Here is a 13,358-nt window from a genome sequence, read left to right on the forward strand (position 1 = left end):
TAAATTTACTTAATCAGAATAATGTTTATAAGCAGTTTTAAAAGTTCTACTTTTAGAGTTTAAATTAGAGAAGGAGAAAGAAAATGTCAAAAACAGCTAAAGCAGCATTGTGGATTATGGCGGCCACTATGTTTTCAAAAGTATTAGGTTTCCTTAGAGAACTTGTACTTGCGAATTTCTATGGAACAGGTATGTATGCAGATGTATTTGTATTAACATTAAATATACCTGGTTTAATCATAGCAGTCATAGGTTCTGCAATTGCTACAACTTATATACCTATGTACTTTGAGACAAAGAAAAGACTCGGAGATGAAGGTGCCTTAAAATTTACTAACAATGTTTTAAATATATGCTATATAATGGCTATAATAATAGCTATTTTTGGGCTTTTATTTACAGAGCAATTTGTTACAGTATTTGCAGCAGGATTTAGAAGTGACCCTGCTAAGTTTCAAGCAGCAATACTATTTACTAAAATAATGATTTCAGGAGTTTTGTTCTTAAGTGGAAGTAAAATATTTAGTTCATTTTTACAGGTGAATGAGAGTTTTGTAATTCCAGGTCTTATAGGAATTCCATATAATATCATAATAATAGCAGCAATAGCACTAAGTGCAGGTAAAAATGTATGGATACTACCAGCAGGAGCATTGGTTGCCATGGCAAGTCAGTTATTGTTTCAACTCCCATTTGCATTTAAGAAGTCCTACAAGTATAAACCATATATAAATTTAAAGGATGAGTCCATAAAAGAATTAGTGAATCTAGTCTTGCCTATGTTAATAGGTGTAGCTGTTGGACAGTTAAATATATTTGTTGATAGGTTATTAGCAACTACTTTGGGGGATGGAAAGTTGTCTGCCCTTAACTATGCAAATAGACTAAATGAGTTTGTTATGGCATTATTTGTTACATCTATAATAACAGTTATATATCCTAAGTTGGCAAAAATGTCAGGTAAAGATAATAAAGAAGGATTTATAAGTACTATTGTAAAGTCATCAAATTGTATTATATTGGTAGTACTTCCAATATCCATAGGAGCTATTATACTAGCAGAACCTCTAGTTAGAATACTATTCCAAAGGGGTAAGTTTGATGCATTATCAACAGACCTTACATCTATAGCTCTTAGATTATATTCGTTAGGTTTATTGGCTTGTGGGGTAAGAGATGTTTTATATAGAGCATTCTATTCTCTTTCAGATACAAAGACACCAATGATAAATGGAAGTATCGCGCTAATAATAAATATAGTTCTTAATTTAATATTGATAAGACCACTTGGTCATGCAGGTATTGCTATATCAACTAGTACGTCTAATATAATTACAGTTATATTATTGTTTATATCTCTTAAAAAGAAAACTGGATATTTTGGAGGAGATAAAATCATAAAGACTGGTCTTAAAAGTTTGGTAGCATCAGGTGTGATGGCAGTAGTCACTTTATTGATATATAACAATCTATATGCATTTATAGGTGCAGGAACAATTAAAGAAATTATAGCAGTTGGAACTGGAGTATTAGGTGGGGCTTCTGTATATACGATATTGATAGTTTTATTTAAGGTAGAAGAGATGGACTTAGCTTTTGAATTTTTAAAAAAAGGAAAGCAAAAACTACTTAAAAGATAGACATTTACCTTAAAAAATTAAAATAGAGTCAGAAAGGATGAAAATATGGATTATAAAAATAATTATGAGATGTGGTTAAATTCTCCTTATTTTGATGAACAAACCAAAGAAGAGCTATTAAGTATAAAGGATGATGACAAAGAAATACAAGATAGATTCTATAAAAATTTAGAATTTGGTACAGGTGGTCTAAGGGGTATAATAGGAGCGGGAACTAATAGAATCAATATTTATACTGTTAGACGTGCAACACTTGGAATTTCAAATTATATTATGAAGACGCAAGGTGAAGAAGGAAAGCAAAAAGGAATTGTTATAGCACATGATAGTAGATACATGTCAAGAGAGTTTTGTATAGAAGTAGCTAAAACTTTAAGTGCATATGGTGTAAAGGCTTATATTTTTGAAGAGTTAAAGCCTACACCAGAACTTTCTTTTGCTGTTAGACATTTAAAGTGTGCTATGGGAATAGTAATAACAGCAAGTCATAATCCTAAAGAGTACAATGGATATAAGGTATATGACTCAGATGGAGGTCAAATCTGTATAGATATGGCCAATGATATAATTGCAGAAGTTAATAAGATTGATGATTACAGTATCATTAAAAGTGTAGATTTTGAAGAAGCTTTATCTAAAAATTTAATAACTATATTAGATAATGAAATAGATGATGAGTTTATAAAGGCTGTTAAGAAGCAAGTTTTAAGACAAAGCACGATAGATGAATATGGGAAAAAATTAAAAATAATATATACACCTATTCATGGAACCGGAAATAAACCAGTAAGAAGAGTCTTAAATGAATGTGGCTTTGAAAATGTAATGGTGGTTAAGGAGCAAGAATTGCCAGATTCTAATTTTTCAACAGTTAAGTATCCTAATCCTGAAGAAAAGTCAGTATTTAATATAGCTATTGAAATGGCAAAGAGTAATGGTACTGATTTGATAATAGGGACAGACCCTGATTGTGACAGAGTAGGTGTTGTTGTAAAAGATTCTAGTGGTGAGTATGTAGTCTTAAATGGAAACCAAGTTGGCTCACTTTTAGTTAGATATATAGTAGAGAGTTTAGTTGAAGAAAATAAACTTCCTAAAAACAATCCTACAATAATAAAAACTATAGTTACATCAGAACTAGGTGCAAAAATAGCAAAGGCTTATAATGTAGATTGTTTGAATACTTTAACAGGGTTCAAATTTATAGGAGAAAAAATAAAAGCGTTTGAAGAAAGTAATGATAGAAGCTTTATAATGGGATATGAGGAAAGCTATGGTTACTTAATTGGAACTCATGCTAGAGATAAAGATGGTGTTGTATCTTCGCTTATGATATGTGAAATGGCAGCATACTATTTTTCAAAAGGTATGAACTTGTATGAAGCCTTGATAGATACATATAATAAATTTGGGTACTACAAAGAGGAATTAAAGTCAGTGACTTTAAAAGGCATAGAAGGAATAAAAAAAATAAAAGAGATGATGCTTTACTTTAGAAGTGTTAAAATAGATAATGTGGCTGATGTAAAAGTAGATAAGATTTTAGATTATAAAGATGGAGTAGATGATTTACCTAAATCAGATGTACTTAAATTTTTACTTGAAGATGGTTCTTGGATAGCTATAAGACCTTCAGGTACAGAACCTAAAATTAAATTTTACTTTGGAGCAAATTCAGATAACCAAGAAGATGTAGAATCTAAGTTGAGTAATTTAATATCTTATATATTAAATGTGGTGGATTCTATATAAAGAGCTAAGGGGAGATAAACGATGAAAGTATATAATGTCATAATGGCTGGAGGAGGCGGAACTCGTTTCTGGCCACTTAGTAGACAAGAAGTACCTAAGCAGCTTATAAATTTAAGTGGAGAAGATGCTTTAATAAATGAAACTATAAACAGAATAGATTCTCTAGCAAACAAAGAGGATTTATTTATAGTAACTAATGAGAAGCAAATGGACGCTTTAAAAGATACAGTAAAAGATAAATGTTTATACAGCAATATCTTACCAGAACCATGTGCCAGAAATACGGCAGCAGCTATAGGTTTTGCAGCCTTTAACATAATGAAAAAATATGGTGATGGTGTTATGTGTGTATATCCAGCTGACCATTATATAAAAGATGAAAAAGAATTTAAAGCTATTTTAGAAAAAGCTATTTATATAGCAGAAAATAATGATAAACTAGTAACTATTGGGATAACTCCTACATTTCCATCAACAGGATATGGATACATAAACTTTAGTAGAGAAAATACAATAGAAAATGTTGCATATGAAGTAGTGGAGTTTGTAGAAAAGCCAAACTATGAAATTGCTAAAGAGTATGTAAATTCTAAGAAATATGTGTGGAATAGTGGTATGTTTGTATGGAAGGTATCCAAGATATTGGAAGATTTTAAGAGATACTTACCAAAAGTATATGAAAAATTAGAGGAAATCAGTAATTACTTAGGAACAGAAGAAGAAATAGAAAAAATAAAAGAAATCTATCCAACAATACAATCAATCTCTATAGATTATGGTATTATGGAAAGAAGTAATGATGTTATAGTAGTTCCTGGTGATTTTGGTTGGAATGATGTTGGTTCTTGGGACTCTCTAGGTGCAATATATCCAACTGATGATGAAGGTAACATCAAAAGAGGTGAAAATATTACTATAGATACTAAAAACTCAATTATATATTCAGATGACAAATTAATATCGACAATAGGTATTAGTGATTTGATAGTAGTATCTACGAATGATGCAGTTATGGTTTGTAGAAAAGATAAAGCTCAAGATGTCAAAAAGATAGTAGAGCAATTAAAAGAAGAAGATAGACAAGAATATATGTAGGAGGTGTTCATTTGATTCCTAAAAAAATACATTATGTATGGTTTGGTGGTCCAAAAGGAAATATAGAAAATATATGTATAAATTCATGGAAAGAAAAACTTCCAGAATATGAGATAGTAGAGTGGAATGAAAAAAACTTTGATATAGAGAAAGAAATAAAAGGAAATAAGTTTTTGGAAGAATGTTATAAAAGAAAGCTTTGGGCATTCATATCAGATTATACAAGAGTAAGGGTACTCTATGAACAAGGTGGAGTTTATCTGGATACAGATATGCAGATATTAAAGGATATAACTCCTCTTTTAGAAAATAATAGGCTTATATGTGGATATGAAGATGATGGAGAATACATGAATGCAGCCATAGTAGGTGTAGAAAAAGGACATCCTTTCTTTAAAGATTTATTAGAGTACTACGAAAAAGAGGTGCTTACTTCTTCATTGTTTACAATACCAAAGGTTATGACTTATCTTATGGAAAAAAATTATAAAAAGATTGACCAAAATAACTATGAAGAAGGCATTCGTGTCTACGATAAAGAATATTTTTATCCTTTTGGATTTAAAGAAGACTTTACACCAGAATGTATTACAGAAAATACTTATGGAATACATTGGTGGGGAAAAAGTTGGGCTAAGAAAAGAAATTATTTCTTAGAAAGTAAGCACTTAACAGGTGTAAATAAGATATGGAAGTGTTGTAAAATATTTGCAAGTAATACTTTAAGAAGCTAAAAGGGAGAAAGTGAAATGAAGACTTTAAACGATGATAGAAATATTATGATTAAAAAATATCTTTATATATTTGTTTTGTTTATCATAGTACTTAGAAAGTATATGATATCATTTATTGACCCAGATATGAGTATAGGGATAATTAAATCAGCGTTATTTTATTCTTCAATAGGAATACTAATGCTACTTTTCTTATTTGATAAGAGAAAAAGTATAACAGAAATGGTGCTAGTTGGAGCTTGTGTATTACTTTATATATTAAATAGAGAAGGAGCTATATTATTAATTGTTTTGTTAGCTGTATCAGCTAAACAAATAGATGATAAATGTATAGTTAAAAGTTATTTAATAATATCTGTATGTTTTTTAATAGGAGCTATATTATTATTTAATTTATTTCCTTCATTAGTATTTAATCAGGAAGTCCACTATAGATATATAGGAAAATTAGATACGCTTGTTACAAGAATGGATTTTGGACTTGGTAATCCAAATGGAGTATTTTATTATATGGTTACTATATATGCAGCATATATATTCTTAAGATATAAAAACTATAATAAATGGGATAGAATAATTTTATTTGGATCTGCATTCTTTGTTTATCAAACTACATATAGTAGAACTGGCTTTTTTACTATATTAGCAGGATTAATATTTGTAGAGATAATAAGAGTGATAGACCTAAAAAAAATAAAAGTACTACCAATGCTTATAAAGACATCACCGATAATACTTACTTTATTTAGTGTAATTATTGGTATGATGTTTTCTAAAAGTAGTGTACTAAATAGATTATTAGCAAGTAGACCTAAGTTCTGGAATGTATACTTAGCTCAAGAGGGAAATTTTATGAAACCTTTTGGAAATTCATATAGTGCTGCTATAAAAGCAACTAATCCATTAGACAGTTCTTATATATATATAATTAGTGTACTAGGAGTAATTACTTGCATCTTATTTATGTTTTTGATGTATAAAGGTATACAAAGCTTTATAGAAAAAGATAAAAAAGAGTATTTAGTAGCTTTGTTCATATTTTTACTATATTCTTTTGCAGAAAATTTATTATTAGAAGCTTCATTTAGTTTCACAATAGTATTACTAATAAAAGAAGTAATATTAAATGATAAAAGAGAGGTAGATTTGTGGAAAATGAAAAGTAGGAGGTAGTAATGTTAATATCATTAATAATGCCAACATTAAATAGATATGATGATATATACTTACTTATGGATAGCTTAGAAAATCAAACTTACAAAAACTTTGAACTTATAGTAATAGATCAAAATGATAATAACAAAGTTAAGGAGATAGTTGATAAATACGTTGATAAGTTAGATATAAAGTATATAAAAAGCGATAAGCTAGGATTAAGTTATAACAGAAATGTAGGCATAGATAATGCTAAAGGGCAAATTATAGGTTTTCCTGATGATGACTGTGTCTACGAAAATGATACATTAGAAAAAGTTACAAACTTCTTTAATAAAAATAAAGATTATAAAATATACAGCTGTAAAACTATGGATGCAAATAAAATTGATGCATTTAAGAAAATGTATGATGGAACTTGTGATATCACAAGTTCCAACGTTTTAAATACTATAACATCCATAACTTTTTTTGTTGATTTTGGAGAAAAAGAATATACACGATTTGACGAAAAATTAGGTGTTGGTGGAGATTTTGGTGCTGGTGAAGAGATAGATTATGTTTTAAACCTGTTGAGTTTAGGATTTAAAGGAAAATACTTTGGGAATGATATAATTTACCATCCTGCAAAAAAACATTCTAAATCTAAAGAAAAGTATCAAAAAGATTATAACTATGGAAGAGGTTTTGGAGCCATTTGCAAAAAAGAAATAGTCTATAGAAAGAATTATAAGTTTGTAAAGGTTATGGCATCAAAGCTTGTAAGAAATATAGGCGGTCTTATATTGAGTTCCAACAAAGATTATCATAGTGCCACTATAAAAGGAAGAATTAATGGATTTAGACAGTATAAGTTATAATGAGGATGGTGTTTATGGACAAGGTTAAATTTTTAATAAATATGCTTTTGGCTTTTTTTATGTATCCATTTAATAAGCATAAGTTTAATGGTAGAAATATTTGGCTTATAGGTGGACATTCAGGAGATATATACAATGATAATGCCAAGTTCTTTTATGAGTATATGTTGAAAGAACATAATGATGTAGAAACTTATTGGGTAGTAAATAAAGACAGTAAAGTATTCAATAAAATTCCAGGCAAGAAATTAATAAGAGGAAGTGTAGAAAACTATCTATATTATTACAATTCAAAAGCTATAGTATTTTCACATGCGCCATCAGCAGATATAGCACCTTATAACTTTGCTGTACCTGTTCTTAATTATTTCCATAAAAAGACGATAAAAGTATTTTTAAATCATGGAACGATAAGTTTTAAAAAGAGAAAGCCAATGAATAAAAAGTTTAAAAATATTATAGATAACCTATATAAAAGTTATAATATAGTTACAGCAAGTTCTGAGTTTGAAAGAGATGTCATGGTAAATGATTGGGGAATGTTAGATGACTCAGTTTATATAATTGGAAATGCAAGATATGACAATTTACCAACAAATGAAGTTGCACAAACACGAGATATATTATATACTCCTACATGGAGAGACTGGATAAAATTTAGTTCAGGAAAATTTACAGATACAGATTATTTTAAAAATATAATGAATTTCTTGAATGATGATAAATTAAATAAAATATTAGATGAGAAAGATATAAATGTAAAAATTTATATGCATCATCTTATGCATGAGTTTATAGATGACATAAAAGAAAATATAACTGGTAAACGAATTGTATTTTTAGATAAAGGGGTAACTCTAGCAAATGAAATAAGAAAATCAGCTGCAAACATAACTGATTATTCAAGTGTTGCCATAGATTTTCTCTATATGAACAGACCTATTTTATTTTATCAATTTGATTTAGATGAATATATGGAAAAAGTTGACTCGTATATAGATTTAAAAAGCGAAATGTTTGGGTCTTTGGCTTATAATAATGATGAAGCTGTGAATAAACTTATTGATATTATTGAAAATAATTTTGAGGTTATGGGTAACCAAAAAAATGAAAGAAATAAGTTTTTCAGATATAATGACAATAAGAACTGCAAGAGGATATATGATTGTGTATTAAGTAAAATTAAATAAATATTTTATAAATGATGAGGAAGGTAATATGAAGAAGAATTTAGTATCTATAATTACTCCCATGTATAATTCTGAAAAATTTATTGAAGCAACCATAAAATCAGTATTAAACCAAACTTATCAAGAATGGGAAATGTTAATTATTGATGATTGCTCAACAGATAATAGTCCTAGTATAGTCAAATCTTATATGCAACAAGATAGTAGAATAAAATGCATAAAGACTGAGACTAATAAGGGTGTCTCTAATGCTAGAAATCTAGCATTAAGTAATGCGACAGGACAATTTATAGCTTTTTTAGATAGTGATGACCAGTGGAATAGTAGTAAGTTAGAAAAACAAGTAAACTTTATGTTAGAAAATGACTATGTAATCTCATTTACTTCATATGAACTGATGGACGAAAATGATAAAAAGTTAAATAAAGTAATAAAAGTGCCACCTAATGTAGATTATAGAAGGTTATTAAAGGGAAATATTTTGGGATGTCTTACTGTTGTAATTGATAAGTCTAAATTGGATTTTGAAATTAAAATGAGTGGTGTAAGACATGAAGATTATGTCTTGTGGTTATCTATATTGAAAAGAGGACATATCGCTCATGGAATAAATGAAGTTTTAGCATTATATAGAAAATCTAGTAACTCCCTTAGTGGTAATAAGATAAAGGCTGCTATGTGGACTTGGAATATATATAGAAATATAGAAAAAATACCTCTATACAAAGCTATATACTACTTTATTAATTATGGAATAAATGGAATTAAAAAAAGTTAGATAGAGAGGAAGATTTAATTAATGTATAAATATAAATTTACTGTATTTACTCCAACATATAATAGAGCACATTTACTTGAAAATTTGTATAATGATTTAAAAGCTCAAACATATGATTTCAACTACTTTGAATGGTTGATTGTTGATGATGGAAGTAGTGACGGTACTAAAGAATTAGTTGAAAAATTTATATCAGAAGATAAATTAAATATAAGATATATATACAAAGAAAATGGAGGAAAGCATACTGCAATAAATCTAGGTGTAAAAAATGCAGATGGAGAACTATTTTTCATTGTAGATAGTGATGATGGTTTAATTAAAGATTCTCTTGAAATTGCTAATGATGAATGGAATTCTGTAGAAAATAAAGAAGGATTTAGTGGGGTTGTTGGACTTTGTGTATACCCAAGTGGAGATTTAATAGGCACAGAAATGCCTGAGGATAAAAAAATATGTCACTTTGCAGACCTATATTTTAAATATGGTGTTAAGGGAGATAAAAGCATAGTATTTGTAACTGATGAGCTTATAAAATTTCCTTTTCCAGAAAGAAAAGAAGTGAGATTTTTACCAGAAAGTGTAGTATGGAATGAAATGTCTAAATACTATAAAGTTAAATGTGTAAACAAACCTATGATAATAAGAGATTATTTGGATGATGGTTTGACTAAGAATATATTAAATAAAAATGCATTAAAAGGTAGAGCATTAGAGTTTTTATATTTAATAAATCAAAATACATATCCTTTAGGTAGATATCCATATATGTGGATAAAGAATTACATAAATTTAGCTAGATACTCATTGTTATCTGACAGTCATTATTTTGGCGAAATCAAAAAAATATCTGATAAATTATTGTATTTAGTGTTGTTCCCATTAGGATATTACAAATATATTGGACAAAAAAAGTTAGTATCTAAGTAAACTTGTTGGTATAGTACTGCTAGTTGCTATATAAGGAGAGTAAAAATATGAATGAGCCTTTAGTATCGATAATTACTCCTGTATATAATTCAGAAGAGTTTTTATCAGAGACAATAAAGTCAATCCAAAATCAAACTTATAAAAATTGGCAGCTTTTATTAGTGGATGATTGTTCTAAGGACAATTCAAGTGAAATTATAAAAAGTTTTCAAAAAGAAGATGCTAGAATAAAATATATAAAGCTTGAAAAAAATTCTGGAGCTGCAGTATCTAGGAATGTTGGTATTGAAAATGCGGAAGGTAGATTTATTGCATTTATAGATAGTGATGATTTATGGGAGAGTAAAAAGTTAGAAATTCAGATAGGATATATGTTAAAAGAAAATATCGGGTTTTCTTTTACATCTTATAGATATATGAGACAAGATGGAACAAAAACGAGTAAAGTTGCAAGAGCACCTAAAAAGATTGACTATGAAGGATTACTTAGAAATACTATAATAGGGTGTTCTACTGTAGTCATCGATAAGGATGTCATAGGTGAATTTAGTATGCCTTTAGTAAGAAGAGGACAAGATACTGCAACTTGGTTACAATTACTTAAAAAGGAAAAATATGCATATGGAATTCAAGAAGATTTAGTGAATTATAGGCTAGTTGGGAATTCTATATCAAGCAATAAGATAAAAGCATTAAAACGAACTTGGAATACTTATAGAAATGTTGAAAATTTAAGTTTACCAAAAAGTCTATATGTATTTTGTTTCTATGTTTTTAATGCCATTAAAAAAAGAGTATAAGTTTTATATACTTGGAGGTAAAAAAATGAAAATAGCTATAGCTGGGACTGGATATGTAGGGCTAGTAACAGGTGTTTGTCTAGCAGAGGTAGGCAATGAAAATGTAATTTGTGTTGATATAGATGAACACAAAGTTAAATCGATGCAACTTGGGATAGCACCTATATATGAAGAAGGCCTAGAAGAACTTATGGTTAGAAATTATAAAAAAGGAAGAATAAATTATACTACAGATTATAAAAAAGCTTATGAAGATGTAGATATAATACTAATAGCTGTGGGAACTCCTGAAAGAAGTGATGGTTCAGCTAATTTAGATTATATAAAGGCAGTTGCAAAGCAAATAGCTGAAACTGTAACAAAAGATACTTTAGTAGTAATAAAATCTACAGTACCAATTGGAACAAATGAAGAAATAGAAGATTATATAAATAGAAACTTAAAAAATGATGTGAAAGTTGAACTTGCATCTAATCCAGAGTTTTTATCACAAGGTAGCGCAGTAAGAGATACTTTACATGCTTCAAGAATCGTTATAGGAGTGGAAAGTGAGTGGGCAAGAGAAATACTGGAAGAAATCTATAAACCTTTTAATCAACCTATAATAGTAACTAATAGAAATAGTGCTGAAATGATAAAATATGCATCAAATAATTTTTTAGCACTTAAGATATCTTTTATGAATGATATTGCAAATCTTTGTGAGATAGCAGGAGCTAATGTGGAAGATGTTGCCTTAGGAATGAGTTATGATGATAGAATAGGAAGTAAATTCTTAAAAGCAGGTATAGGTTATGGAGGTTCTTGTTTCCCTAAAGATACAAAAGCTCTTCACTGGTTGTCTGAACATAATGGATATGAGTTAAAAACAGTAAAAGCTGCTATAGAAGTGAATGAAAGCCAAAAACTTAAATTAGTTAGAAAGGCATCTAAACTAGTAGAGAGTTTTCAAGATATGAAAGTTGCTGTCTTAGGATTAACATTTAAGCCAGATACTGATGATATAAGAGAAGCTCCATCTATCCCAAATATAAAATATTTGCTTGAAAGAGGAGCAAAAGTTACTGCATTTGACCCAATAGGAGTTGAAAATACTAAGAAAATATTTGGAGATTCTATACTTTATGCTAAATCTATAGATGATACAATAGAAGATGCAGAGATATGTTTTATAATGACAGAGTGGAAAGAGGTCTTAAATTATGATATACATAAGTATAAGGAAAAGATGAAAAATCCTTTAGTTCTAGATGGAAGAAATTGCTACAAGCTTGAAGATATGAAAGAACTAGGTATTGAGTATTATTCGATAGGAAGGTAAATATTATGAAGACTGTTTGTTATTTGGCTGATGGGTCAAATCCTCATACTTTGAAATGGTGTAGTTTTTTTAAAAATAAAGGATATGACATTCATGTAATCTCTTTAAATGGAGGTCACATGGAAGGAATTAAAATATATGATTTTGGTTCTAATGTAGAAGAACTGAAAAATGAAAATATTTCTAAAAAAACAGGATACTTAGGTTCAATAAAACAAATAAAGAAACTAGTAAGTGAAATAAAGCCAGATATACTTCATGCACAATATGCAAGTAGCTATGGATTTATAGGGAGTTTACTTGGGTATCATCCATATATTATTTCTGTTTGGGGTACTGATATTTACGATTTCCCAAACAATGGTTTTATACAAAAACAAATTATAAAACATAACTTTAGAAAAGCAGATTATATATTTTCAAATAGTAGAGACATGGCTAAAGAAGCTAATAAATATACAACTAAGCATGTAGATGTAACTTTTTTCGGAGTAGATATGGATAGATTTAAACCTATGGAAGTAGAAAAAGAAGATGCTTTTGTAATAGGAATTGTAAAGAGTTTGGAAAAAAAATATGGAATTGAATATTTAGTACAAGCATTTAAGATGTTGAAAGATGAATATAAAGAAAAGAAAATAATTTTAAAAATAGGTGGTTCTGGAAGTCAAATGGATAACTTAGTGAATTTGACTAAGGAATTAGGACTAGAAGAAGATGTTCAATTTTTAGGTAGAATATCTCCAGAGGATGTAAGTAAGACTTTTAATTCTTTTGATGTAACTGTATTTCCTTCTTTGAGAGAGGGTTTTGGTGTAGCTGCAATAGAATCAGAGTCTTGTGAAGTTCCTGTCATTGTTACAAATGTAGGTGGACATCCAGAATCTGTATTGAAAAATGAAACTGGGCTAATTGTAGAGCCAAAGCAACCAGAAGAAATAAAAAATGCTATAATAAAGCTAATGGAAAATGATGAACTTAGACTTAATATGGGTAAAAAAGGGCGTCAGTTTGTTAGAGAAAATTATGAAGTTAATTTAAACTTTAATGATATAGCAAAAATATACGACTCTATATTAGATAAATATAAAAAATAAGAATTG

12 protein-coding genes are annotated in these 13,358 nt (G+C 28.6%); all 12 read left to right on the forward strand.

Features of this window, described 5'->3' with window-relative positions:
* Positions 1–83 precede the first annotated feature (83 nt).
* From murJ to IC173_RS04935, 12 genes are read left to right on the forward strand one after another with little or no spacing between them, the layout of a single operon-like run.
* The gene (murJ, locus tag IC173_RS04880; protein WP_227434452.1) at positions 84–1,640 is read left to right on the forward strand and encodes a murein biosynthesis integral membrane protein MurJ; all 1,557 of its coding nucleotides are present in this window, start codon (positions 84–86) and stop codon (positions 1,638–1,640) included.
* Between the two features lie 45 nt (positions 1,641–1,685).
* Positions 1,686–3,392: a phospho-sugar mutase gene (locus tag IC173_RS04885; protein ID WP_227855232.1), complete on the forward strand. Its 1,707-nt coding sequence runs from the start codon at positions 1,686–1,688 to the stop codon at positions 3,390–3,392.
* A 21-nt stretch (positions 3,393–3,413) separates the two neighbouring features.
* Positions 3,414–4,487 (forward strand): mannose-1-phosphate guanylyltransferase, encoded by a 1,074-nt coding sequence (locus tag IC173_RS04890; protein WP_227855233.1) that lies wholly within the window; start codon positions 3,414–3,416, stop codon positions 4,485–4,487.
* Positions 4,488–4,498: 11 nt separating this feature from the next.
* Entirely contained in the window at positions 4,499–5,221 is a 723-nt protein-coding gene (locus IC173_RS04895) for a glycosyltransferase (RefSeq protein ID WP_227434455.1), read from the forward strand.
* 15 nt (positions 5,222–5,236) lie between these two features.
* Complete coding sequence (locus tag IC173_RS04900; protein WP_227855234.1) at positions 5,237–6,394, forward strand: polysaccharide polymerase; 1,158 nt, start codon at positions 5,237–5,239, stop codon at positions 6,392–6,394.
* 2 nt (positions 6,395–6,396) lie between these two features.
* Entirely contained in the window at positions 6,397–7,236 is an 840-nt protein-coding gene (locus tag IC173_RS04905; RefSeq protein WP_227434457.1) for a glycosyltransferase family 2 protein, read from the forward strand.
* Positions 7,237–7,250: 14 nt separating this feature from the next.
* Positions 7,251–8,426 carry a CDP-glycerol glycerophosphotransferase family protein gene (locus IC173_RS04910; protein ID WP_227482119.1) on the forward strand — a complete coding sequence of 392 codons (1,176 nt, stop codon included), beginning with the start codon at positions 7,251–7,253 and terminating at the stop codon, positions 8,424–8,426.
* Positions 8,427–8,454: 28 nt separating this feature from the next.
* The gene (locus IC173_RS04915) at positions 8,455–9,204 is read left to right on the forward strand and encodes a glycosyltransferase family 2 protein (RefSeq protein WP_227434459.1); all 750 of its coding nucleotides are present in this window, start codon (positions 8,455–8,457) and stop codon (positions 9,202–9,204) included.
* Positions 9,205–9,225: 21 nt separating this feature from the next.
* Entirely contained in the window at positions 9,226–10,134 is a 909-nt protein-coding gene (locus IC173_RS04920; protein ID WP_227855235.1) for a glycosyltransferase family A protein, read from the forward strand.
* A gap of 47 nt (positions 10,135–10,181) precedes the next feature.
* Entirely contained in the window at positions 10,182–10,934 is a 753-nt protein-coding gene (locus IC173_RS04925; RefSeq protein ID WP_227835714.1) for a glycosyltransferase family 2 protein, read from the forward strand.
* Complete coding sequence (locus IC173_RS04930; protein ID WP_413927540.1) at positions 10,888–12,255, forward strand: UDP-glucose dehydrogenase family protein; 1,368 nt, start codon at positions 10,888–10,890, stop codon at positions 12,253–12,255. Before IC173_RS04925 ends, IC173_RS04930 begins: the two co-directional genes overlap by 47 nt.
* A gap of 5 nt (positions 12,256–12,260) precedes the next feature.
* Positions 12,261–13,352, forward strand: a complete 1,092-nt coding sequence (locus IC173_RS04935) for a glycosyltransferase family 4 protein (RefSeq protein ID WP_227855236.1) — start codon at positions 12,261–12,263, stop codon at positions 13,350–13,352.
* Positions 13,353–13,358: the final 6 nt, after the last annotated feature.

This window comes from Clostridioides sp. ES-S-0048-02, from assembly GCF_020658495.1.
Classification (GTDB): Bacteria; Bacillota; Clostridia; order Peptostreptococcales; family Peptostreptococcaceae; genus Clostridioides.